At 63.7% G+C, this 22689-nt stretch carries 22 protein-coding genes; 16 read left to right on the top strand and 6 right to left on the bottom strand.

Annotation, left to right across the window (positions count from 1 at the left end):
- Positions 1-41 precede the first annotated feature (41 nt).
- The gene (locus FJV77_RS13010; RefSeq protein ID WP_142867203.1) at positions 42-1052 is read right to left on the bottom strand and encodes an MBL fold metallo-hydrolase; all 1011 of its coding nucleotides are present in this window, start codon (positions 1050-1052) and stop codon (positions 42-44) included.
- A 158-nt stretch (positions 1053-1210) separates the two neighbouring features.
- Here FJV77_RS13010 and FJV77_RS13005 point away from each other — a divergent pair, with 158 nt between their 5' ends.
- The 3 genes from FJV77_RS13005 to zapE all read left to right on the top strand — a co-directional run bounded on the left by FJV77_RS13005 (position 1211) and on the right by zapE (position 4611).
- On the top strand, positions 1211-2626 hold the full coding sequence (locus tag FJV77_RS13005; protein ID WP_142867202.1) for a hypothetical protein: 1416 nt from the start codon (positions 1211-1213) through the stop codon (positions 2624-2626).
- Positions 2627-2829: 203 nt separating this feature from the next.
- On the top strand, positions 2830-3369 hold the full coding sequence (locus tag FJV77_RS13000) for an AprI/Inh family metalloprotease inhibitor (protein ID WP_112560096.1): 540 nt from the start codon (positions 2830-2832) through the stop codon (positions 3367-3369).
- A 30-nt stretch (positions 3370-3399) separates the two neighbouring features.
- Positions 3400-4611, top strand: a complete 1212-nt coding sequence (gene zapE / locus FJV77_RS12995) for a cell division protein ZapE (protein ID WP_142867201.1) — start codon at positions 3400-3402, stop codon at positions 4609-4611.
- Positions 4612-4615: 4 nt separating this feature from the next.
- On the opposite strand, the gene FJV77_RS12990 is transcribed toward zapE, so the two are convergent.
- Positions 4616-4954, bottom strand: coding sequence for a hypothetical protein (locus FJV77_RS12990; protein ID WP_142867200.1), 339 nt, complete (start codon positions 4952-4954; stop codon positions 4616-4618).
- Positions 4955-4983: 29 nt separating this feature from the next.
- Positions 4984-5376 (bottom strand): GNAT family N-acetyltransferase, encoded by a 393-nt coding sequence (locus FJV77_RS12985; protein ID WP_142867199.1) that lies wholly within the window; start codon positions 5374-5376, stop codon positions 4984-4986.
- A gap of 236 nt (positions 5377-5612) precedes the next feature.
- Here FJV77_RS12985 and mdh point away from each other — a divergent pair, with 236 nt between their 5' ends.
- The 10 genes from mdh to lpdA all read left to right on the top strand — a co-directional run bounded on the left by mdh (position 5613) and on the right by lpdA (position 16850).
- Positions 5613-6581 (top strand): malate dehydrogenase, encoded by a 969-nt coding sequence (gene mdh / locus FJV77_RS12980; RefSeq protein ID WP_142867198.1) that lies wholly within the window; start codon positions 5613-5615, stop codon positions 6579-6581.
- Between the two features lie 35 nt (positions 6582-6616).
- On the top strand, positions 6617-7810 hold the full coding sequence (sucC, locus tag FJV77_RS12975; protein WP_142867197.1) for an ADP-forming succinate--CoA ligase subunit beta: 1194 nt from the start codon (positions 6617-6619) through the stop codon (positions 7808-7810).
- A gap of 4 nt (positions 7811-7814) precedes the next feature.
- Entirely contained in the window at positions 7815-8186 is a 372-nt protein-coding gene (locus FJV77_RS12970) for a cupin domain-containing protein (protein WP_142867196.1), read from the top strand.
- 3 nt (positions 8187-8189) lie between these two features.
- The gene (locus FJV77_RS12965; RefSeq protein WP_142867195.1) at positions 8190-8687 is read left to right on the top strand and encodes a DUF1579 family protein; all 498 of its coding nucleotides are present in this window, start codon (positions 8190-8192) and stop codon (positions 8685-8687) included.
- Between the two features lie 12 nt (positions 8688-8699).
- Positions 8700-9602, top strand: coding sequence for a succinate--CoA ligase subunit alpha (gene sucD / locus FJV77_RS12960; protein ID WP_142867194.1), 903 nt, complete (start codon positions 8700-8702; stop codon positions 9600-9602).
- A gap of 126 nt (positions 9603-9728) precedes the next feature.
- Complete coding sequence (locus FJV77_RS12955) at positions 9729-12716, top strand: 2-oxoglutarate dehydrogenase E1 component (protein WP_142867193.1); 2988 nt, start codon at positions 9729-9731, stop codon at positions 12714-12716.
- Positions 12717-12814: 98 nt separating this feature from the next.
- A complete protein-coding gene (gene odhB, locus FJV77_RS12950; RefSeq protein WP_142867192.1) occupies positions 12815-14104 on the top strand; it encodes a 2-oxoglutarate dehydrogenase complex dihydrolipoyllysine-residue succinyltransferase in 1290 nt (429 codons plus the stop codon).
- A gap of 42 nt (positions 14105-14146) precedes the next feature.
- Positions 14147-14668: a hypothetical protein gene (locus FJV77_RS12945; protein ID WP_246691249.1), complete on the top strand. Its 522-nt coding sequence runs from the start codon at positions 14147-14149 to the stop codon at positions 14666-14668.
- Complete coding sequence (locus FJV77_RS12940; protein ID WP_142867191.1) at positions 14665-15420, top strand: SDR family oxidoreductase; 756 nt, start codon at positions 14665-14667, stop codon at positions 15418-15420. Before FJV77_RS12945 ends, FJV77_RS12940 begins: the two co-directional genes overlap by 4 nt.
- Positions 15417-16850: a dihydrolipoyl dehydrogenase gene (lpdA, locus tag FJV77_RS12935; protein WP_281408584.1), complete on the top strand. Its 1434-nt coding sequence runs from the start codon at positions 15417-15419 to the stop codon at positions 16848-16850. Before FJV77_RS12940 ends, lpdA begins: the two co-directional genes overlap by 4 nt.
- A 719-nt stretch (positions 16851-17569) precedes the next feature.
- Here lpdA and FJV77_RS12925 read toward each other — a convergent pair.
- The gene (locus FJV77_RS12925) at positions 17570-18637 is read right to left on the bottom strand and encodes a TraB/GumN family protein (RefSeq protein ID WP_142867188.1); all 1068 of its coding nucleotides are present in this window, start codon (positions 18635-18637) and stop codon (positions 17570-17572) included.
- 341 nt (positions 18638-18978) lie between these two features.
- Positions 18979-19917 carry a tyrosine recombinase XerC gene (locus FJV77_RS12920; protein WP_142867187.1) on the bottom strand — a complete coding sequence of 313 codons (939 nt, stop codon included), beginning with the start codon at positions 19915-19917 and terminating at the stop codon, positions 18979-18981.
- A 96-nt stretch (positions 19918-20013) separates the two neighbouring features.
- Here FJV77_RS12920 and rimM point away from each other — a divergent pair, with 96 nt between their 5' ends.
- Genes rimM through FJV77_RS12905 form a run of 3 tightly spaced genes read left to right on the top strand, consistent with a single transcriptional unit; the run spans position 20014 to position 21768 of the window.
- A complete protein-coding gene (rimM, locus tag FJV77_RS12915; RefSeq protein WP_142867186.1) occupies positions 20014-20613 on the top strand; it encodes a ribosome maturation factor RimM in 600 nt (199 codons plus the stop codon).
- Positions 20610-21311: a tRNA (guanosine(37)-N1)-methyltransferase TrmD gene (gene trmD / locus FJV77_RS12910; protein ID WP_142867185.1), complete on the top strand. Its 702-nt coding sequence runs from the start codon at positions 20610-20612 to the stop codon at positions 21309-21311. Before rimM ends, trmD begins: the two co-directional genes overlap by 4 nt.
- Complete coding sequence (locus FJV77_RS12905; RefSeq protein WP_142867184.1) at positions 21304-21768, top strand: DUF4279 domain-containing protein; 465 nt, start codon at positions 21304-21306, stop codon at positions 21766-21768. The genes trmD and FJV77_RS12905 overlap by 8 nt, the downstream gene beginning before the upstream one ends.
- On the opposite strand, the gene FJV77_RS12900 is transcribed toward FJV77_RS12905, so the two are convergent.
- Positions 21750-22502 carry a sulfite exporter TauE/SafE family protein gene (locus tag FJV77_RS12900; RefSeq protein ID WP_142867354.1) on the bottom strand — a complete coding sequence of 251 codons (753 nt, stop codon included), beginning with the start codon at positions 22500-22502 and terminating at the stop codon, positions 21750-21752. The genes FJV77_RS12905 and FJV77_RS12900 overlap by 19 nt on opposite strands.
- Positions 22503-22689 lie beyond the last annotated feature (187 nt).

Raw genomic sequence — 22689 nt, 5'->3', positions numbered from 1 at the left:
CGTTGAGCAAACAACGCGTTTCGCCCCGTAGGGTTCCTTGGCTAGGCGTCCGGAACGTCCCAGATCTCGCCCGGCCGCAAGGCGCGGAATCGATCCTGCGGCAGGCCTTCGGCCTCCAGCGCCTGGCCAAGTTTTTGCGCCGGCTCGTCGATCGGTTCGTCGGTGAGCCGGAACGTCCCCCAGTGGCAGCCTGCGGCGTGAGCCGCGTTGCTGAGCTTCATGCCTTGCACCGCCTCCTCCGGATTTTGGTGCTGCGGCGCCATGAACCAGCGCGGCTCGTAGGCGCCGATGGGCAGGATGGCAAGGCGAAAGCCGCCATGCTTTTCAGCCATCAGCCGGTAGTTGGCGCCGCCATGGAAGCCGGTGTCGCCGGCGAAATAGATCTTTCCGGCGGGGGTTTCGACCACGAAGCCGGCCCACAATGCCATGCGCCGGTCGCGTGCGCCGCGCGCCGACCAATGGTGCACCGGCTCGACATGGACGGCGATGTCCTTGGTAATCTCGACCCGCTCGCCCCAGTCATGCGCGGTCAGCCGCATGCCGGGTACGGTGGCTTCGATGATCGCGTCATTGCCAAGCGGCGTCAGCACCTGCGGATCGTGCCTAGCCTTCAGCCGCTTGAGCGTGGCGAGGTCGAGATGGTCGTAATGGTTGTGGCTGACCAGCACCAGGTCGATCGGCGGCAATTCGGAAAAGGCGATGCCTGGCGCATTGACGCGCCTAGGGCCGGCAAAGGAGAGCGGCGAGACGCGCGGCGACCAAACCGGGTCGGTCAGGATGTTGAGGCCGGCGGTCTGGATCAGCAGCGTGGAATGGCCGACCATGGTCAGGCGCAGCCCGCTTCCGTCGATGCGCGCCGCCGGCTCTGCCGGCTCAAACGGGCTCGGATTGGCCGGCGGCCATTTCGAACGCTCGCCGCTCAACTGCCATTTGAGCAGATCGGTGAAGCGGCCGGGCATCTGGCCGTCGGGGTTGAAGAACAGAGTACCGTCGAAATGGTCGCTGGGCGGGCCGCTGTAATAGCGGTTGGCGGCTCTCTTTCTCGCGGCCAAGGTTTCGGCTCCGGCAGGTTTCTGTCCTTGCTAGATAGGGACCAGGGCCTCCGGCGCAAGCATTTGCCGGGTGGATGCGTGTCCATGGCTAAAGGCCATGCGCTGGTGCGGGCGATGATTTCCGGTGTACGATCGTGCAGCGGAACGGAGGGCCGCCCATGCGTTGGCTAGTTCTTGCAATCACAGCGGCGATCCTGGGGATTGGGCCGATATCGCCGGCTGCCGCCGCGCAGACAGAGCCCAGCGCCTGCACCCACACGCCAACCATCCTGGATGCAGCCGATTTCCTGCTTGCCGAACCGGCGACATTTCCGAATTTCTGGCGCGACCGCTTTGGCGACGATGCGGCCTATCTGAAGATACGCTATGGCGGCCTCGCCTACGCCGAGGGCACGGCGCTTATCGCAGGGCTGGAAAAACGCAGTCATCCGCCGCTGCGCATTGTCGAACTCAGGCTTGCCTACGCAAAAACATCGGACCGGGCGGCGATGATTGCCGGCATGCAACCGCTGCCCAACGCGAAGTCGATTGTGCCTCAGCTTGGGCTACCTGCCTTCCACGTGCTTGTCACCGAGGATGGCGGCGATTGGCTGCTGGGCGAACTGGGGCACTTGCAGACGTTGGATCTGAATCAGGCGTCAGACGCCGCCAAAGCAATTGCGGCCGCGCTGTCCGTTCTCGATGACGCGGCAAAGACTCAGTTCGCCCAAAGGGCCGAAAATGCAGGCGTTTGGCTGCTGGCTCTCGAGATGCGGGCAGTCAAGGACGACCTCTCAGACTACGTCGCGTACCTCGACAAGCTTCCACCCCACAAGGGCAATCGCACGGGGTTTATCCGCAATGCTCTCTACTCAGCCGATCTTCGCCCTTCCTTCGATATCTCCAAACAGCCAGCCGAAGTGCAGGCGCTCGACCGTCAAAACGATATGGGGCCAGCTATCCGACAAGTCGGGCAACTGGTTGCCTATTCTCCTCAGGCCGCGATCCTGCTGCCTCTCGTGAACGAGACCGGCGACCTGCGCCTCGGCACCACAGTGGCAGCGGCACTCAACGCGCAGATTGCCGCAAAACAGCTCGACCCGATCAACGATCCCGATGCTGTTACGACAGCCATGCTCGACGGGATCGATTATGTTCTTGGTCACCGCAAGCGGGAGGATAACCTGCGTCACGCTCTAATCTTTGAAGCGCAGGGCGAAACGGCGGATTCGTTCATCGACAGGGCGTTGGCTCGGTCGACGTTGACCTCTTTCATGCAAAGCAATGGGGCCGAACCGCCACCTCGCCCGAAACTGCTCACCGGGGCCTTTCCTTGGGAACAGTGGGTCGGATTGGCCAGCAGACTCAAGGCCGGCGAAACCATCTCTCCGGAAGATCGCATCGTCGCAGCAGATCTCATGATCGCAGCTGACCGCCCTTCAGATGCGCTGGCCTTTCTGAAAACAGCTGGCGACTGGAAGACGGCAGTGCTTCGGGCTCATGGTTTGGCGCTCGCCCTGGACCGCCGCTGCGCCGATTTGCTGCGACCCCCGATGCCACTGTGGCAACCACTCTACCGGTTCGAACCGCGCTAGAAAGTTGGTGAGGCGATGCAGTGCGCACGCTTGACGCCAAAACAGACTGTGGTTCGGCCGCCATTTTGCGATAAATTTACAACAATTCTTGCCGCAAACCCTATTTTAACCATATCGGGTTGAAATTTCGCCACCTTCTCCATCTTGGTGAGGGTGAGATTGTGCGGACGGCTTCCCCCCAGCCGGATCCGACGGAGGTTGACATGACTTTTTCGAGAAGCGGCCTGGTGGCCGTATCGCTGGCAGCGCTGTTTGCAAGCGGCTGTTCGACCTCGCGTTTTTCATCGATGGATGATCAACAGCCGGCGCCCCTGCAGCCCGCGCCGGCCGGCACGGTGAGCGGAAGCCAGCTGCCGCCGCCGGCAGCGCCGGGCACAACCGACCCCTCGCAATTCCCGACGGCGCCGGCCGGCACCCAGGTCGCCTCGCTGCCGCCGGATGGATCGGCGCCGGCTGGCGCCACCGACCTCACCGCGGCCAGCGTCGCCGGCGTCTGGAACGCCAGCGTTTCGGGTCAGAGTTGCAAGGTGGCGACTCCGCAGACCAAATTCGGCGCCGGCTATCGCGCCGGACCGCTGCATTGCCCCGCACCCATCGACGGCATCAAGTCGTGGAACGTCGCCGGCAAGCAGCTGACGCTCTACGATGAGAATGGCGGCACGCTGGCGCGGCTCTATTCGTCGGGCGGTTCGAAATTCGACGGCCAGACTTCCACCGGCTTGCCGATTTCGCTTACAAGATAAGCTGCCTATCCCTAGACAGCGACGTGACCGATGCATCTGCGTGACGGCCTCCAGACCCATGCGACCGTCAGGCAGCGCTACGACCATCTGGTCGACACCGGCGCCATCGGGCGCGATCCGGCGCAGGAGCGCATCGCCGCCGCACTCGACCGGTTGACCGATGAGATCTCGGTCAAGCGGCTGGCGCAGAAGTCGAGTGCGCTCGGCTGGCTGTTTGCCCGCAAGCGCGAGACGCGCGAGGTCGTCAAGGGCCTCTACATCCATGGTGGCGTCGGCCGCGGCAAGACCATGCTGATGGACATGTTCTTCGAGCTGCTGCCGGTCCGCCGCAAGCGCCGTGTCCATTTCAATGACTTCATGGCCGATGTGCAGGACCGCATCCAGAAGCACCGACAGGCGCGCAAGAACGGTGACGTCAAGGAGGACGATCCGATCCTGCCGGTCGCGCTCCAGCTTGCCGAACAGGCCTGGGTGCTGTGCTTCGACGAGTTTTCGGTCACCGACATTGCCGATGCGATGATCCTGTCGCGGCTGTTCTCGGCGCTGTTTGCCAATGGCGTGGTGCTGGTCGCCACCTCCAATGTCGCGCCCGAAAACCTCTATCGCGACGGGCTGAACCGCCAGCTCTTCGTGCCCTTCATCGGCATTCTCGAGCGCCACGCCCACGTGCTGGCGCTCGATGCAGACCAGGATTACCGTCTGGAAAAACTCGCCCGCACGCCGGTCTATGTCGCCCCGGCGGATGCGGCGGCAGACAGGGTGCTCGACGAGGCCTGGCAGGCCATGACGCGCGGCGCGCCGACCGCCGCAACGTCGTTGGCGCTGAAGGGCCGGCAAGTGACCGTGCCGGCCGCGGCGGGCGAGGCGGCGCGGTTTTCCTTTGCCGACCTCTGCGAAAGGCCGCTCGGCGCGCGCGATTTCCTCGCCATTGCCGGCCGCTTCTCCACCGTCTTCATCGATCACGTGCCGGTGCTGGGCGAAGGCAAGCGCAACGAGGCCAAACGCTTCATCCTGTTGATCGACACGCTCTACGATCATCACACGCGGCTGGTGGTCAGCGCCGAGGCGCCGCCGCAGGAGCTCTATACGGCCAGGCGCGGCAACGAAGTCTTTGAATTCGATCGCACGGCCTCGCGGCTGATCGAAATGCAAAGCCGCGACTGGCTGGAGGATTGGGCAGAACGGCAGAATGCGCAGAAGCCCGAAGGCAGGCATAGCGAGCCTCCGGTCGCGACGGTCTAAGCCTTCAAGTGGGCGGCAAGGTTCCGGCAACAACGGTGTAGTGGTCGACGAATTCGGGCTTTTCCAGAAGGTAGCGATCGTCTTCGGGATAGTAGCGGGCCAGTTCGGGTGCATCCCCAGCAAAGCGTCGCACGGCGTCCATTGATGACCACCAGCTCAATGTGACGATCTCCGTCGAGCCATCGTCGCGATCGCGCATAAGCATCTGGAAACCGCGATTGCCGGCCGTAGCCGCGTAGTCGAGGCCTCCCGTCCGCTCGACATAGGCGGCATAGGCAACGCGATCCTGTGTACGGATGACGGACGACCAGCGACGCAGAATGAGCGGTTCTGTCTCAGTCATGGCTACCTCCCTGTTGTCGTGGCGGCATTCTAGAGCCTGTAGACATACATCACGAATGGCTCGGCTACTGAACCGCGCGTTTCATAAAGCGAGCGCGCCGCAACATTGTCCGGCTCGGTGCCGACCCATGCCTCTCCACAGCCCTGTTCGCGCCCGATCATGAACATCGCATCCAGCATCTTTCGGGCGATGCCCTGGCGCTGGAAGGCCGGCGAGACGCCGACTTCGTCAATGTAGTGGATGACGGCGGCGCATTGGCCGACGACGATGCCGTCGGCCAGAGCGACAATCATGAAATGACCCGGCGAGGCGAGGTAGGCGGCAAGCCTGTCGGGGCGCACCGGCTCGTCGAACACGTCTTCGGCGATGCGCTTCACAAGGGCGTCATCGCCGGCATATAGTCTTCTGATTTCCACGTTCATTGTGTAAAACCTCTCAAGTCGGCTTACGAACTTTGACGTTTACGTAAATCCCGATGTTTCTAACCGATTGAAATTATTCACTCGAAAATAATCGATTGAATATATTTTCCGCCGGGGCTACTGGATGCGGCGAAATCTCGCTGACACCCGCAGCATTCCGGCCTCTTCCTCGACGCCGTCAACCCAGATCGCCAGAGATTTGGGCGTCGTCACAGACAAAGGGAAAATTTCCTCACATGGCACGCAACAAGATAGCGCTTATCGGCTCCGGCATGATCGGCGGCACCCTCGCTCACATGATCGGCCTCAAGGACCTCGGCGACGTGGTGCTGTTCGATATTGCCGAGGGCATTCCGCAAGGTAAGGGGTTGGATATCGCGCAGTCTTCGCCGGTCGACGGCTTCGATTCCAGGCTGACCGGCGTCAACGACTATGCCGGCATCGAGGGTGCGGATGTCTGCATCGTCACCGCCGGCGTGCCGCGCAAGCCGGGCATGAGCCGCGACGACCTTCTCGGCATCAACCTCAAGGTCATGGAACAGGTGGGCGCCGGGCTGAAGAAGTACGCGCCGAAGGCCTTCGTCATCTGCATCACCAACCCGCTCGACGCGATGGTCTGGGCGCTGCAGAAGTTCTCCGGCCTGCCCAAGACACATGTCGTCGGCATGGCCGGCGTGCTCGACAGCGCGCGCTTCCGCTATTTCCTCGCCGAGGAATTCAAGGTTTCGGTCGAGGACGTCACCGCCTTCGTGCTCGGCGGCCACGGCGATTCCATGGTGCCGATGATCCGCTATTCGACGGTATCGGGCATCCCGCTGCCGGACCTGATCAAGATGGGCTGGACCTCGAAGGAAAAGCTTGACCAGATCGTCCAGCGCACCCGCGACGGCGGCGCCGAGATCGTCGGCCTCTTGAAGACCGGCTCGGCCTATTACGCGCCCGCAGCCTCGGCCATCTCGATGGCCGAGTCCTATCTCAAGGACAAGAAGCGCGTGCTGCCTTGTGCTGCGCATCTCTCGGGCCAGTATGGCGTCAAGGGCACCTATGTCGGCGTTCCCGTGGTCATTGGCGCCGGCGGCGTCGAGCGCATCATCGAGATCGACCTCAACAAGAGCGAGCAGAAGATGTTCGACGCGTCGGTGGCGACGGTGCAGGGCCTGACCGAGGCCTGCGTCAAGATCGCGCCCCATCTTGCTGGCAAGTAAATCTCGCTTCCAAGTGATCCCCGGAGACCATCCAGATGAACATCCATGAATATCAAGGCAAGGCGCTGCTGAAGAGCTTTGGCGCGCCGGTGGCCGAAGGCGTGCCGGTGTTCAAGGCAGGCGAAGCGGAAGCCGCAGCCAAGGCGCTGCCCGGCCCGCTCTATGTGGTGAAGAGCCAGATCCATGCCGGCGGCCGCGGCAAGGGCAAGTTCAAGGAGCTTGGCCCCGACGCCAAGGGCGGTGTGCGGCTGGCGAAATCGGTTGCCGACGTCGTCGCCAACGCCAACGAGATGCTCGGCCACACGCTGGTCACCAAGCAGACCGGACCTGCGGGCAAGCAGGTCAACCGCCTCTATATCGAGGACGGGGCCGACATCGAGCGCGAGCTTTACCTGTCGATCCTGGTCGACCGTTCGGTCGGCCGCATCGCCTTCGTCGTCTCGACCGAAGGCGGCATGGACATCGAGGGCGTCGCCCACGACACGCCGGAAAAGATCATCACCCGCGCCATCGATCCACTGGCCGGCGTGACGAGCATCGACGTCGACATATTGGTGCAAGCGCTGGGGCTCACTGGCGATGCCGCCAAGGATGCCGGCACGCTGTTCCCGATCCTCTACAAGGCCTTTGTCGAGAAGGACATGAGCCTGCTCGAGGTCAATCCGCTGATCGTGATGAAGAACGGTCGCCTTCGCGTGCTCGATGCAAAAGTGTCGTTCGACAACAACGCATTGTTTCGCCACCCCGAGCTGATGGAATTGCGCGACACCACCGAAGAGGACGAGAAGGAGATCGAGGCGTCGAAATACGATCTCGCCTATGTCGCGCTCGACGGCAATATCGGCTGCATGGTCAACGGCGCCGGCCTCGCCATGGCGACGATGGACATCATCAAGCTCTACGGCGCCGAGCCGGCCAACTTCCTCGATGTCGGCGGCGGTGCGTCCAAGGAGAAGGTGACGGCGGCGTTCAAGATCATCACCAAGGACCCCGCGGTCAAAGGCATTTTGATCAACATCTTCGGCGGCATCATGAAGTGCGACATCATCGCCGAGGGCGTCATTGCCGCGGTCAAGGAAGTCGGCCTGCAAGTGCCGCTGGTGGTGCGGCTCGAAGGCACCAATGCCGAGCTCGGCAAGAAGATCATCAACGACAGCGGTTTGAACGTCGTCTCGGCGGATGACCTCGACGACGCTGCCAAGAAGATCGTCAAGGCGGTGAAGGGCTGAGCCCATGCCTCCGCGCAAGATAAACCTCGTTGAGGCAGCGGACGCGAAGATCGCCAAGGTCTTCGATCCGCATATCGCCGGCGACGTCAATGACAGCCAGGCCAAGGTGGCCAAGTTCGGCGAGGTTTTCGACTGGCATGCGCATGAGCATGAAGACGAAGCGTTCTTGGTGCTGCGCGGGCGCATCGCCATCGATTTCCGTGACGGTCCGGTCGAGCTCGGCGAGGGCGATTTCATCGTCGTGCCGAAGGGCGTCGAGCATCGGCCGCGCTCGCTGACCCTGGAGCCGGTGGTGCTGATGTTCGAGCCGTCTACGACGCTCAACACCGGCAATGCCAAGAGCGACCTGACCGTCTCCGATCTGAAGCGGCTCTGAGACATGAACGCAGCCTCCTTCTCATCACTCTCCGCCGACCACCAGCGCTTGCAGGCGTTGGTAGGCGCGTGGCGCGGCGAGGAAGAGGTGGCTGATACACAATGGGCCGATAGCGGCGCCGCGACGTCGGAAGTGGTCGCGGAGCCGCAGTTCGGCGGCCTGTTCGTGGTGCAGCGCTATCGCCAACGCCGCGACGGCACGATTTCGTTTGGCTCGCACGCTGTGTTCGGTTTCGACCAGCAGGCCAAAATCGTCACCATGCACCAGTTCGATTCCATGGGCTTTGTGCCGGTCTCGCCGGCCACGGGCACATGGGGTGGCGATGAGCTGGTTCTGGAGCGGTCGTCGCCGCGCGGCGCTGCGCGCGTGACGTATGTTTTCGACAATGCCGATGCCTACCGCATGCGACTGCATTTCAAACCTGCCGGCAGCGACAGCTGGCAAGACATGGTGAGCGGCGTCTACCGGCGCGTCTCGCCTTCCTCGATCAACGATTTTTAGAAAAGGGCTCCGATGTCCATTCTCATCGACAAGAACACCAAGGTGCTGGTTCAGGGCCTGACCGGCAAGACCGGCACGTTCCACACCGAACAGGCGCTGGCCTATCACGACACCAAGATGGTGGGCGGCATCCATCCCAAGAAGGGCGGCGAGACCTGGACCGGCGCCAAGGGCGAGACGCTCCCGATCTTCGCCAGCGTCGCCGAGGGCAAGGCCAAGACCGGCGCCAACGCTTCGGTGGTCTATGTGCCGCCGGCGGGTGCGGCCGAAGCCATACTGGAAGCGATCGAGGCCGAGATCCCTCTGATCGTCTGCATCACCGAAGGCATTCCGGTGATGGACATGGTCAGGGTCAAGGCGCGGCTCGACCGCTCGACCTCGCGCCTGATCGGGCCGAACTGCCCGGGCGTGCTCACCCCCGACGAATGCAAGATCGGCATCATGCCCGGAAACATCTTCCGCAAGGGCTCGGTCGGCGTTGTTTCGCGCTCGGGAACGCTTACCTATGAGGCGGTCTTCCAGACCACCAATGTCGGCCTCGGCCAGACCACCGCCGTCGGTATCGGCGGCGACCCCGTCAAAGGCACCGAGTTCATCGACATGCTCGAGATGTTCCTCGCCGATGACGAGACCAAGTCGATCATCATGATCGGCGAGATCGGCGGTTCGGCCGAGGAAGACGCCGCGCAGTTCCTCAAGGACGAGGCCAAGCGCGGCCGCAAGAAACCGATGGCGGGCTTCATCGCCGGGCGCACGGCGCCGGCCGGCCGCACCATGGGCCATGCGGGCGCGGTCATCTCCGGCGGCAAGGGCGGTGCGGGAGACAAGATCGCGGCGATGGAATCGGCCGGGATAAAAGTTTCGCCATCGCCGGCGCGTCTTGGCACGACGCTGGTCGAGGCGATCAAAGGATAAGCGAGTAGTGAATAGCGAATAGGGAAAACAAACGGGTAACGGCGCGAACCAGGAAATCCCTACTCGCTATTCGCTACTCCCTATTCGCTCTGAAAAAGGAGACGGAGCCAGGCTCCGCGGACAAAAATGGCAAGACAAGATCAGGCCAACGACCAGTTTTCGCTCACCTCATTCCTGTATGGCGGCAATGCCGACTACATCGACGCGCTCTACGCGTCCTATGAGGACGATCCGGAGTCGGTCAATCCGGAGTGGCAGGACTTCTTCGCGGCGCTGAAGGACGATGCCGGCGATGTGCGCAAGAACGCCAAGGGCGCCTCCTGGGCAAAGCCCTCCTGGCCATTGCAGGCCAATGGCGAACTGGTGTCGGCGCTCGACGGCAATTGGGGCCTGGTCGAGAGGACAGTCGAAAAGAAGGTCAAGGACAAGGCGGTCACCAACGGCGTCGTGCTGTCGGATGCCGACGTGCATCAGGCGACGCGCGACTCGGTGCGCGCCATCATGATGATCCGCGCCTACCGCATGCGCGGCCATCTGCACGCCAATCTCGATCCGCTCGGCATCGCCAAGCCGCTCGAGGACTATAACGAGCTGTCGCCGGAGAACTACGGTTTTACATCAGCCGACTACGACCGGCCGATCTTCCTCGACAATGTGCTCGGCCTCGAATTCGGCACCATCCGGCAGATGCTGGAGATTCTCACCCGCACCTATTGCTCGACGCTCGGCGTCGAGTTCATGCACATCTCCGATCCCGAGGAGAAGGCCTGGATCCAGGCCCGCATCGAAGGCACCGACAAGGAGATCTCCTTCACCGCCACCGGCAAGAAGGCGATCCTGCAGAAGCTGGTCGAGGCCGAAGGCTTCGAGCAGTTCATCGACGTCAAGTACAAGGGCACCAAGCGCTTCGGCCTCGATGGCAGCGAAGGCCTGATCCCGGCGCTGGAGCAGATCATCAAGCGCGGCGGCCAGCTCGGCATGAAGGAGATCGTGCTCGGCATGGCGCATCGCGGCCGGCTGAACGTGCTCTCCCAGGTGATGGCCAAGCCGCACCGCGCCATCTTCCACGAGTTCAAGGGCGGCTCGGCCGCTCCCGACGAGGTCGAGGGCTCGGGCGACGTGAAGTACCATCTCGGCGCTTCGTCGGACCGCGAGTTCGACGGCAACAAGGTGCATCTGTCCTTGACCGCCAACCCCTCGCATCTGGAAATCGTCGATCCGGTGGTGATGGGCAAGGCGCGCGCCAAGCAGGACTATCTGTTTGGCCGCAGCCGCGAGGAGATCGTGCCGCTGGAAGAACGCGCCAAGGTGCTGCCGCTGCTTCTGCATGGCGACGCCGCCTTTGCCGGACAGGGCGTGATCGCCGAAATCCTCGGCTTGTCGGGCCTGCGCGGCCACCGCGTCGCCGGCACGCTGCATTTCATCATCAACAACCAGATCGGCTTCACCACCAATCCGCGCTTCTCGCGCTCGTCGCCCTACCCGTCCGATGTCGCCAAGATGATCGAGGCGCCGATCTTCCACGTCAATGGCGACGACCCGGAAGCCACGGTCCATGCCGCCAAGGTGGCGATCGAATTCCGCATGAAGTTCCACAAGCCGGTCGTGGTCGACATGTTCTGCTACCGCCGCTTCGGCCACAATGAGGGCGACGAGCCGTCCTTCACCCAGCCGATCATGTACTCCAACATCCGCAACCATAAGACGACGGTGCAGATCTATGGCGACCGGCTGATCGCCGAGGGCCATATCACCCAGGCCGAACTCGACAAGATGAAGGCCGACTGGCGGGCGCATCTGGAATCCGAGTGGGAAGTCGGCCAGAGCTACAAGCCCAACAAGGCCGACTGGCTGGACGGCGCCTGGTCGGGCCTGCGCACCGCCGACAACCAGGACGAACAGCGGCGCGGCAAGACCGCCGTGCCGGTCAAGGTGCTGAAGGAGATCGGCAAGAAGCTGACCGAGGTGCCGAAGGGTTTCGAGGCGCACAAGACCATTATCCGCTTCCTCGAAAACCGCCGCCAGGCGATCGACTCCGGCGAAGGCATCGACTGGTCGACGGCCGAGGCGCTGGCTTTCGGCGCCATCCTGCTCGACGGCAACCCGATCCGGCTGTCGGGCCAGGATTCCGAGCGCGGCACCTTCTCGCAGCGCCACTCCGTGCTCTACGACCAGCGCGACGAGACCCGTTATATCCCGCTCAACAATCTGTCGGCGGCGCAGGCCGGCTACGAAGTCATCAACTCGATGCTGTCGGAAGAGGCGGTGCTCGGCTTCGAATATGGCTACAGCCTGGCCGAGCCGAAGGCGCTGACGCTATGGGAAGCGCAGTTCGGCGATTTCGCCAATGGCGCTCAGGTGGTGTTCGACCAGTTCATCTCCAGTGGCGAGCGCAAGTGGCTACGCATGTCTGGCCTCGTCTGCTTGTTGCCGCATGGCTATGAGGGCCAGGGTCCGGAACATTCCTCGGCGCGTCTCGAACGCTTCCTGCAGCTCTGCGCTGAAGACAATATGCAAGTTGCCAACTGCACGACGCCGGCTAACTACTTCCACATCTTGCGCCGGCAGCTGAAGCGCGACTTCCGCAAGCCGCTGATCCTGATGACGCCGAAGTCGCTGCTGCGCCACAAGCGGGCGGTGTCGACGCTGCCGGAGATTTCGGGCGAAAGCTCGTTCCATCGGCTGCTGTGGGACGATGCCCAGCTGCTGCAGAACCAGGCGATCAAGCTGGTCAAGGATTCCAAGATCCGCCGCGTCGTGCTGTGCTCGGGCAAGGTCTATTACGACCTCTACGAAGAGCGCGAGAAGCGCAGCATCAACGACATCTATCTGTTGCGCGTGGAACAGCTCTATCCGTTCCCGGCCAAGGCGCTGATCACCGAACTGTCGCGTTTCCGTAACGCCGAAATGGTGTGGTGCCAGGAAGAGCCCAAGAACATGGGCGCCTGGTCGTTCATCGATCCGTATCTGGAATGGGTGCTGGCGCATATCGACGCCAAGCATCAGCGGGTGCGCTACACCGGACGTCCGGCGGCGGCATCGCCGGCAACCGGATTGATGTCGAAGCATCTGGCGCAACTCGCCGCCTTGCTCGAAGACGCGCTCGGCGAATAGAGCAATTCCAGGAAAGGCGGTTTTCCGTCCGGAATTGCGTAAAACATAAAGACAGAATTCGGCACACAGAACAGACAGAGAAGAAACGGACAGGCACAATGGCTACCGAAATCCGCGTTCCCACTCTCGGCGAATCCGTCACCGAGGCGACCATCGGCAAGTGGTTCAAGAAGGTCGGCGATGCCATTGCCGTCGACGAGCCGCTGGTCGAGCTCGAAACCGACAAGGTGACGGTGGAGGTGCCTGCCGCTGCCGCCGGCTCGCTGGGCGAGATCACCGCCAAGGAAGGCGAGACCGTCGGTGTCGGCGCTTTGCTTGGAATGATTTCGGCAGGCGGTGCTGCCGCCGCTGCTCCCGCGAGCAAGCAGGAGACCAAGACGGTGTCGCAGGCTTCGAGTCCGGACGCCGCGCATACCACCAAGCAGGCCGCCGCCGAGACCGCCAAGATCGCCGGCGATGCCGGCGCGGTCGAGCCCCGCACCATGCCGCCGGCGCCGGCCGCCGCAAAGCTGATCGCCGAGGCCAATCTGTCGGTCGATCAGGTGTCCGGCTCGGGCAAGCGCGGCCAGGTGCTGAAGGGTGATGTGCTCGACGCCATCGCCCGGGGCGCGCCGTCGCAGCCGGCCGAAATGCCGAAGGCCGCACCGGCGCCGGTTGCGGCGCGGGCGCCGTCTTCCGGCGACGATGCGTCGCGCGAGGAGCGCGTGCGCATGACCAAGCTGCGCCAGACCATTGCGCGCCGGCTGAAGGAAGCGCAGTCGACCGCCGCCATGTTGACCACCTTCAACGAGGTCGACATGTCAGCGGTGATGGCGCTCAGGACCAAGTACAAGGACATCTTCGAGAAGAAGCACGGCGTGAAGCTCGGCTTCATGGGCTTCTTCACCAAGGCCGTCACCCACGCCTTGAAGGAAATCCCCTCGGTCAATGCCGAGATCGACGGCACCGACATCATCTTCAAGAACTATGCCCATATCGGCGTTGCCGTCGGCACCGAAAAGGGCCTCGTCGTGCCGGTGGTGCGCGATGCCGACCAGATGTCGATCGCCGAGATCGAGAAGGACATCGGCCGGCTGGGCATCGCCGCGCGTGACGGCAAGCTGTCGGTCGCCGACATGCAGGGCGGCACGTTCACGATCTCCAACGGCGGCGTTTACGGCTCGCTGATGTCGACGCCGATCCTCAATGCGCCGCAGTCGGGCATTCTGGGCATGCACAAGATCCAGGACCGGCCCGTCGTGGTCGGCGGCCAGATCGTGATCCGGCCGATGATGTATCTAGCGCTCAGCTACGATCATCGCATCGTCGACGGCAAGGAAGCGGTGACCTTCCTGGTGCGCGTCAAGGACAGCCTGGAGGATCCGGAACGGCTGGTGCTCGATCTCTAGAGGCTGGTCGGTTTTGAGCCGGGGAAAGGACTGCGCCGCCGCATGACGACCCGTTCCTCGCGCTTCCGGTCCGGAATGGTTTTCACGGCAGTGTGTGCGGTCAGCGTCACGCAAGCTGCATCGACAGCCTATGCCGCCTGCCCGCTCTCGCTTGCCGTCTACAGCGATGCCGAGAGCGAGGCTGGTATCGATTTCCGGCCGACCATGGGTGCGGCCACCGTCACCAATTCGTTCAAGATGGTGCTCGACAAGGGCGTCGTGCTCGACGGCATCGTCATGTGGACATCAGGTGTTTCGCGGCCGCATGGCTCGCTGATGTACAAATGCCCGACCGGCGACGTCACCGGTGACGAGCTTGCGGCCTGCACGGTCTGGCAGGGCATCGTCTACAGCGCCGACGACAAGGGCAACATCGCGCTTCTGGGGTCGGAAGGCACGGATGCGCCGCAGAGCCTGATCTTCCCCGACCTCGGGCCTTCACTGCAGGTGTCGGCGGCATTCGGCGCCAACGGTTCCTCGAAACTGCCTTGGGATGTGTTTCTGCTGAAAGGTTGCCAGGAATGAGCGCGGCCAAAAAGGTGCTGTTGGTCACCGGCGGCAGCCGCGGCATCGGCGCCGCCATCTGCCGGCTGGGCGCCGCCTCCGGTTACCGCGTCGCGGTCAACTATGCCTCGAACCAGGCTGCCGCCGACGCGGTAGTGGCCGGCATCGAGGCCGCGAGCGGCGAGGCCATCGCGGTCAGGGGCGATGTCGGCAAGGAAGCCGATGTCGTCGCCATGTTCGCGGCAGTTGACCGCGCCTTTGGCCGGCTCGACGCCTTCGTCAACAATGCCGGCATCGTCGACGTCAAGGCGCGTGTCGACGAGATGAGTGCCGAGCGTGTCGAGCGCATGATGCGCATCAACGTCACCGGCTCCTTCCTTTGCGCCCGCGAGGCGGTCAAGCGCATGTCGACCCGGCATGGCGGCAAGGGCGGCGCCATCGTCAATATCTCCTCGGCGGCCGCGAGGCTCGGTGCGCCTGGCGAATATGTCGACTATGCCGCGTCCAAGGGCGCGATCGACACAATGACCGTCGGGCTGGCGCGCGAGGTGGTGAGCGAGGGCATCCGCGTCAACGCCGTCAGCCCCGGCATCACAGAGACCGAGATCCACGCCTCCGGCGGCCAGCCCGACCGGGTGGCGCGGATGCAGGACATGCTGCCGATGAAACGGGCCGGCACGGCCGATGAAGTTGCGCATGCCGTTCTCTATCTTTTGTCGGATGAAGCGTCCTATACGACGGGCGCGATCCTGAATGTAAGCGGCGGCCGCTGAGCGCCAAGCAGAAGGACAAAACCATGGCTTATGACGTCGTTATCATCGGATCGGGACCGGGCGGCTATGTCTGCGCCATCAAGGCGGCGCAGCTCGGGCTCAAGGTCGCGGTGGTCGAGAAGAACGCGACCTTCGGCGGCACCTGCCTCAACATCGGCTGCATCCCGTCCAAGGCGCTGCTCCATGCCTCGGAGATGTTCGCGGAGGCCGGCCATTCCTTCGATACGCTGGGCGTCGAGATACCGGCGCCGAAACTCAATCTGAAGAAGATGATGGCGCACAAGGACGCGACCGTTTCGGCCAACGTCAATGGCGTCGCCTTCCTGTTCAAGAAGAACAAGATCGACGCGTTCCGCGGCACCGGCAAGGTGGTCGCCGTCGGCAAGGTCTCGGTGACGGCTGAGGACGGCAAGGTCGAGGAGATCGAGACCAAAAACATCGTCATTGCCACCGGCTCGGATGTCGCCGGCATTCCCGGCGTCAAGGTCGACATCGACGAGAAGGTCATTGTGTCGTCGACCGGCGCGCTGTCGCTGGAGAAAGTGCCTGGCCATCTGGTGGTGGTCGGCGGCGGCGTCATCGGGCTGGAGCTCGGCTCGGTATGGGCGCGGCTCGGCGCCAAGGTCACCGTGGTCGAGTTCCTCGACACCATCCTGGGTGGCATGGATGGCGAGGTGTCCAAGCAGTTCCAGCGCCTGCTGTCCAAGCAGGGCTTCGAGTTCCAGCTCGGCGCCAAGGTGACCGGCGTCGCCAAGGCCAAGAAGGGCGCGACGGTTACCTTCGAGCCGGTCAAGGGCGGGGCGCACGAGACCATCGAGGCCGATGCGGTGCTGATCTCGACCGGACGCCGGGCCTATTCCGACAGTCTCGGGCTGAAGGAGGCCGGCGTCGAGGTCGATGAGCGCGGCCGGGTCAAGACCGACGGGCATCTGCGGACCAACGTCGCCGGCATCTACGCCATTGGCGACGTCATTGCCGGACCGATGCTGGCGCACAAGGCCGAGGATGAAGGCGTGGCGGTTGCCGAGACCATTGCCGGCCAGGCAGGCCATGTGAACTACGACGTCATCCCGAGCGTCGTCTACACCAGCCCGGAAATCGCTTCGGTCGGCAAGACCGAGGAGGAGCTGAAGAAGGCCGGCATCGATTACAAGATTGGCAAATTCCCGTTCACCGCCAACGGCCGCGCGCGCGCCATGCTGCACACCGACGGTTTCGTGAAAATACTCGCCGACAAGGTCAGCGACCGCGTGCTCGGCGTGCATATCGTAGGCTTCGGCGCTGGCGAGATGATCCATGAGGCTGCGGTACTGATGGAGTTCGGCGGCTCATCCGAAGACCTCGCCCGCACCTGCCACGCGCACCCGACCATGTCGGAAGCGGTCAAGGAAGCGGCACTGGCCACGTTCTTCAAGCCGATCCATATCTAGGGTTCAGGGCCACCTACGCGACTTCGTCATTCTGGGACAAAGGTGAGTGGTTCGCCGCTAATCGCCAAAGTCTCATCCCAAAAACAAAACGGCCCGCTTTGCAGCGGGCCGTTCTTCGTTGAACTCAGGGGCCAGATTACGGGCTCGGCGCCGGAGCCGGAGCGGGCGCGGGAGCCGGGGCTGGTGCCGGAGCGGGCTCAGGCGCAGGTGCGGGCGCCGGGGCTGGCGCGGGAGCCGGCTCGGCGGGCTTCATCGGCTCAGCCGGTGCAGGCGCAGGTGCCGGTGTGCTGGCTGCCGGCGGCTCGGCGGGTGCCGGATGCTCGCCGCTTCTTCCAAAAACATAGTACGCGACAATCGCAAGGATGACGACGACCAGCGCAATCAGCCAGCCGCTGCCACCGCCCGATTTGGGCGCTGGGCCCGGGTCGTTAGGGTTCGACATAAAAGTGTCCTCCGTGGATGAAAAGCATCAAACAACACCCATCAACGCGCAACCGTTGAACGGGTTTCATACTAGGCCTGGAAATCGCCGAACGCAGGAAAATTCTGATTTGCAACCGCTCGGTGGCCTGTATTTCCCCCGCAAAATCAATCGCGAGTGAGCAAAAGTGAGCTTACCTGTCCTTTTTCGCCAAGAATAGGGCCAACCGGTCTTCGGACCGCGAATCAGCAGACACAACCGAGCCTTGCGTGATTCGGCAGGCAAGGAGCCGCGCAGATCAGTCGACGGCAGTGACAGTATAGCCGGCTTTGCGAAAATCCTCCACCAGGCCTTCGGGGCCGGGAAGATGCAGGGCGCCGACCGCCATGAAGGCGTTGCCCTTGGCCAGGATCGGCTGGGCATGGTCGACCATCACCTTGTTGCGGTCGGTGATCATGGCCTGCTCGAAGGCGGCGTACCCTGCAGCGTCGTCCTCTTCGCCTGGGGACATTGACCGCAGGAGCGGCCAGAACGTGCCGGTGTCGCCGCGCTGGTAGAGCACGATCATGGTCTCGTTGATGTCGTTTATCTTGTCGCCGAGCTTCAAGGTTTCAACCAGCCCCTTGATGTGAAAGGCGATCGGCAGCGAAGCCATGGCGCGGAGTTGGCCGGCGGCGGTTTCCAGGCCTTCCACCGGCTTTCCACTGGCCTTGGCGTCCTCAGCCAGCTTGACGTCGAGAACCGGCGCGCCGCCTGCCTGGCGGGCGACCTCGCAGACCGGCAGCGCGACCATGGCCGACAGCAGCCACGGCTTCATCTTGGAGACGCTCGCCGGCGGAATACCGCGCGCATCGAGCCCCTTGTTCACCACCGCCGCATCCTCCGGCGACAACAGCGACGACAGCGTCGTGCTGTCGGTGAACATCATCAGCTCGGGCTCCTTGAGCATGGCCTCCATCATCTTCTGCTTGTCGAGCACGTCGGTGGTTTCGATGATGATGGTGCCGGCGGCGTCGTAGGCCCGCTTGGCGGCCGGCGGCAGCGTGGTCACGCGCGGGTCGGTCATGTGCATGGTGCCGAACAGGAAGGACGGCCGTTCGCCTGATTTTTCCAGCTTCCACAACAGGCCCTTGCCGTTCAGCGTCGCCGCCGCTTGCGCCTCGATCCTGGCATAGGTGGCAGGATCGTCCTTCTGCAGGGCCGAGAGCAGATCGGCGCCGGTGCAGACCGGGACGTCGGCATGCGCCTTACCGGCGGCGAGCAGCAGAACGATGAGGAAAGACAGGAAAAACAGCGCGTTGAGCGCGACAAGCAGCTTCAGCGACGCAAGGGCCGCGCGGTCGGCGATGGCGATGACGCGTTTCATGATCGCTTTTCTAGGACCGAAAAGCGGCGAAACGGTTAATCGATGGCGGGAAATTGTCTTCGACCGGCTTCTGGCGGCGCAGAGACTCTGAAGGTGATCTGCGCTCATAGGCGGCGCACACGCTGGTGGGTTGGCGGGAACGCCCGTCTCTTCGTCATCCACGGGCGGAGCAAGGAGCGTAGCGACGCAGCGCAGACCCGAGGATCCATGCCGCGACTTCTAGGCGCCGCGACGGTGCAGAATTCTGCTCCGCCGCGTTCCACGGCTGAGGTAACGGCATGGATACTAGGGTCTCCGCGGAGCTGCGCCCCTGCTTCGCCCTAGTATGACGAAGTCAGGGTTCACGCCCTTGGGTGGGCGGACTCATAGATTTCGAGCAGTCTTGCGGTGTCGACGCCGGTATAGACCTGCGTCGTCGACAGGCTGGCATGGCCGAGAAGCTCCTGGATGGTGCGCAAGTCACCGCCTCGGCCAAGCAGATGGGTGGCGAACGAGTGGCGCAGGGCGTGCGGGGTGGCGGTATCCGGCAGGTTGAGCGCCGAGCGCAGCTTGGCCATGTCGCGCTGGACGATGGCCGGATTGAGCGGTCCGCCGCGGGCGCCGCGAAACAAAAGGCCCTTGGGGTCGAGATGGTAGGGGCACAGTTTTCGGTATTCGGCGATCGCCCGCAGCGCCACCGGCAGCACCGGCACCAGCCGGGTCTTGCCGCCCTTGCCGGTGACGCGCAGCACGGTGTCGGCTTCCGAGGCCAGGTCGGCGGCACTGAGGCCAAGCGCTTCGGAAATGCGCAGGCCAGAGCCATAGAGCAGCGTCAGCACGGCGGCATTGCGGGCGGCGATCCAGGGCTCCTCCGCCAATTGGCCTTCCACCGAGACGACATGTTTGGCGTCGCTGGCGGTCAGCGGCTTGGGCAGTGATTTCGGCTGGCGCGGGGCGCGCAGCGCTGCTGCTCCCGCTGCGTTGGCGAGACCGCGCCGTTCGAGGAAACGCAGCAGCGAGCGGATGCCGGCAAGACCCCGGCCGAGCGTACGGGCGCCAGCGCCGGCGTTGCGCCGCGCGGCGAGAAAGCCACGCAGATCGGCTGGGCGTAAAGTGGCGATGTCGGAAATGCCAGGCGAGCCGCCGCAATGACCGGTCAGGAAATGCAGGAATTGGCGCGTGTCGCGCTCATAGGCTTCGACCGTCGCCGGCGACAGCCGGCGCTCGCGCGCCAGCATCTTCAGCCAGCTCGCGCGCGCTGCCTGGAGGTCGGGTTTTGCCGGGATGAGAAATTCCTGCATGCGGCCATTGTCAGGCAGCCGGGTTAGGAAGCGGTGAAGAACCTGTCATTGAAATGGCCACGGGAGGGCGTTAGAGCAGGGCAAAGGACATCAGCCATGAGCAAGCCCCAGAACCCCGTCCAGATGGCCGTGATCGGCGCCGCCCACGGTATCAAGGGCGAACTCAGGGTGAAGACCTTCACCGGCGAGCCGCTGGCGCTGGCCGATTACGGGCCGCTCTACGCCAAGGACGGCCGCGCCTTCCAGATCATCGACATAAGGCCCGCCAACACCGTCGTCGTGGTGCGCTTCAAGGGCATTACCGACCGCAATGCCGCTGAGGCGCTGGCTGGCACGGAGCTGTTCGTCGACCGCTCGATGCTGCCCGACGATGGCGAGGAGGACGAGTTCTACCATGCCGATCTCGTCGGGCTCGAGGTCCGCGACGAAAAGGACGCGATCATCGGCAAGGTGGTCGCCGTGCACAATTTCGGCGGCGGCGACATTCTCGATGTCACGCTCGGCGGGCGCAAAGGCGTACTGATCCCGTTCACCCAGGCCGCCGTGCCGCAGGTGGCGGTTGCCGAGGGTTTTGTCCGCGTCGATCCGGCCGCCGCCGGCCTGATCGACGACGAGGACGGCGAGGCGCCGCGCGAGGAGGGCTTCGACGCGAAGGGCCGGCCGCGGGGGCCTAAGGACGCCGGGGGCAACAGGTGACGTTCAAGGCATCGGTGCTGACGCTCTATCCCGAGATGTTTCCGGGTCCGCTCGGCCTGTCGCTGGCGGGGCGGGCGCTGGAGGCAGGTACGTGGTCGCTGGAAGCGGTCCAGATCCGCGACTTCGCCGAGGATCGCCACCACACGGTGGACGACACACCGGCCGGCGGCGGCGCCGGCATGGTGATGCGCGCCGATGTGCTGGCCAAGGCGATCGACCACACGGCGCCGGCCGGCGATCCGCGCCCGAAACTGCTGATGAGCCCGCGCGGAAAACCACTGACGCAGGCGCGTGTGCGCGAACTGGCGGCCGGGCCGGGCGCTGTCATCGTCTGCGGCCGCTTCGAAGGCGTCGACCAGCGGCTGATCGAGGCGCGGAACCTGGAAGAAGTCTCGATCGGCGATTTCATTCTCTCCGGCGGCGAGCCGGCCGCACTTGTGCTGCTCGACGCCGTGGTGCGGCTGCTGCCGGGCGTCATGGGCAATGCCGTGTCGGGCGAGGAAGAAAGTTTTGAGAACGGCCTGCTCGAACATCCGCACTACACGCGGCCACAGGAATTCGAGGGCAGGCCGATCCCCGACGTGCTGACGTCAGGCAATCATAAGAAGATCGCCGCCTGGCGCCGCGCGGAGTCCGAGAAGCTGACCCGGGAACGGCGGCCGGATTTGTTGGAACGTCGAGAAACCAACGATGGCTGAGATTGCCCAGAGTTCAGCGTCGCTGCGGTTCTTCGGCGATGATCTCGATCCAGCCGAACTCACGAACCTTTTGGCAGGCCAACCGACCTACGCCGTTCGGAAGGGAGATTTTCATACACATCCCCCAAACCAGCCACCTCGTGTCGCGCTGAAGGGACTCTGGAGGCTGTCGTCTGGAAATGGCAAGGGCGATCAACTCGATCACCAGATCGCAAGCATCCTGAACACGCTCACGTCTGACCTAGCGGTCTGGGCCGAGCTCGTGCGGCGGTTCAAGGTCGATATGTTCTGCGGCGTCTGGCTCGATGAGGTAAACCAAGGCTTGGAATTGACCCCACCAACGCTGAAATTGTTAGGCGAGCGAGGAATAAAGCTAGGCCTCGACATCTATCGTCGACCCAGAGGCCATTCCGATTTTCAGAATCAGACTGATCCGCCTCAGCCCTTGGCAAAATAGTAAAACGCCAGAAACAGGCCGACGGCGATGACGAAGCCGCGCACCACGTTTTGCGGCACGCGCTTGGCGATCCACACACCGGCATAGCCGCCGAGCGCGCCGCCGGGGATCATGACGATCGCTTGCGGCCATGCGACGACGCCGCCGGAGACGAAGACGATGATGGCGACTGCCGCGATGACCACGGCCAGCATGTTCTTTAGCGCATTCAGCCGGTGATAGTCGCCGGCCTGGGTCAGGCCGAGCGTCGCCAGCATCATCACGCCCATGCCGGCGCCGAAGAAGCCGCCATAGACGGCGGTGAAGAACTGCGCCAGCGACCCTGCGAGCGAGCCGACCGCGGCCTCGTGTCCCGGCTTGGGCGCGGGCTTCAGCCACGGTCCGGCGCCGAAAAGCGCTGTGGCGGCCAAAAGCAGCCACGGAACCATGACGCGGAAAGACGGGTTGGACAGCGCCAGCAGGATGAAGGCGCCGGCCAGCGCGCCGGCGGCCGAGATCAGGCAGAGCAGCAGCGCGCCGCGCCAGAAATGCTCGATGTCGGTCCAGTAGGCGAGCGTCGAGGTGATGTAGCCCGGAAACTGCGTCACCGAGGAGGTGGCGTTGGCGACGATCGGTGGTACGCCGACCAGCGACATGGCGCCGAAGGTGATGAAGGTGCCGCCGCCGGCGACCGCGTTGCATGCGCCCGACAGAAAGCCTGCCGCAAACAGCAGGGCCGCGTCGAGAACGGACAGGTCGAAAATCGTCATGAGAGTGGCGCCGGACAAGTATGCTTCGTCCGGCTTAGGAAGCTTGGAGGGTCGGCGCAACCCTGCACTGGACGATTGCGTGGTGGCATGCGACCAAAAAAGACAGGGCCAAGGCGTGACAAGTGAGTGAAATAGCTGTATGTGCCCGCCCGTACTGGCGAGAAAATCTCCC

It is taken from the genome of Mesorhizobium sp. WSM4306 (assembly GCF_007003975.1).
In the GTDB taxonomy this organism is placed as follows: domain Bacteria; phylum Pseudomonadota; class Alphaproteobacteria; order Rhizobiales; family Rhizobiaceae; genus Mesorhizobium.
This window is presented reverse-complemented; position numbering and strand designations above follow the sequence as displayed.

What these genes read in the sequence shown, in the direction of transcription:
- FJV77_RS13005 (WP_142867202.1), top strand. Translation starts at nt 1,211, where the DNA reads ATGCGTTGGCTAGTTCTTGCAATCACAGCGGCGATCCTGGGGATTGGG.
- FJV77_RS13000 (WP_112560096.1), top strand. Translation starts at nt 2,830, where the DNA reads ATGACTTTTTCGAGAAGCGGCCTGGTGGCCGTATCGCTGGCAGCGCTG.
- zapE (WP_142867201.1), top strand. Translation starts at nt 3,400, where the DNA reads ATGCATCTGCGTGACGGCCTCCAGACCCATGCGACCGTCAGGCAGCGC.
- FJV77_RS12990 (WP_142867200.1), bottom strand. Translation starts at nt 4,954, where the DNA reads ATGACTGAGACAGAACCGCTCATTCTGCGTCGCTGGTCGTCCGTCATC.
- FJV77_RS12985 (WP_142867199.1), bottom strand. Translation starts at nt 5,376, where the DNA reads ATGAACGTGGAAATCAGAAGACTATATGCCGGCGATGACGCCCTTGTG.
- mdh (WP_142867198.1), top strand. Translation starts at nt 5,613, where the DNA reads ATGGCACGCAACAAGATAGCGCTTATCGGCTCCGGCATGATCGGCGGC.
- sucC (WP_142867197.1), top strand. Translation starts at nt 6,617, where the DNA reads ATGAACATCCATGAATATCAAGGCAAGGCGCTGCTGAAGAGCTTTGGC.
- FJV77_RS12970 (WP_142867196.1), top strand. Translation starts at nt 7,815, where the DNA reads ATGCCTCCGCGCAAGATAAACCTCGTTGAGGCAGCGGACGCGAAGATC.
- FJV77_RS12965 (WP_142867195.1), top strand. Translation starts at nt 8,190, where the DNA reads ATGAACGCAGCCTCCTTCTCATCACTCTCCGCCGACCACCAGCGCTTG.
- sucD (WP_142867194.1), top strand. Translation starts at nt 8,700, where the DNA reads ATGTCCATTCTCATCGACAAGAACACCAAGGTGCTGGTTCAGGGCCTG.
- FJV77_RS12955 (WP_142867193.1), top strand. Translation starts at nt 9,729, where the DNA reads ATGGCAAGACAAGATCAGGCCAACGACCAGTTTTCGCTCACCTCATTC.
- odhB (WP_142867192.1), top strand. Translation starts at nt 12,815, where the DNA reads ATGGCTACCGAAATCCGCGTTCCCACTCTCGGCGAATCCGTCACCGAG.
- FJV77_RS12945 (WP_246691249.1), top strand. Translation starts at nt 14,147, where the DNA reads ATGACGACCCGTTCCTCGCGCTTCCGGTCCGGAATGGTTTTCACGGCA.
- FJV77_RS12940 (WP_142867191.1), top strand. Translation starts at nt 14,665, where the DNA reads ATGAGCGCGGCCAAAAAGGTGCTGTTGGTCACCGGCGGCAGCCGCGGC.
- FJV77_RS12925 (WP_142867188.1), bottom strand. Translation starts at nt 18,637, where the DNA reads ATGAAACGCGTCATCGCCATCGCCGACCGCGCGGCCCTTGCGTCGCTG.
- FJV77_RS12920 (WP_142867187.1), bottom strand. Translation starts at nt 19,917, where the DNA reads ATGCAGGAATTTCTCATCCCGGCAAAACCCGACCTCCAGGCAGCGCGC.
- rimM (WP_142867186.1), top strand. Translation starts at nt 20,014, where the DNA reads ATGAGCAAGCCCCAGAACCCCGTCCAGATGGCCGTGATCGGCGCCGCC.
- FJV77_RS12905 (WP_142867184.1), top strand. Translation starts at nt 21,304, where the DNA reads ATGGCTGAGATTGCCCAGAGTTCAGCGTCGCTGCGGTTCTTCGGCGAT.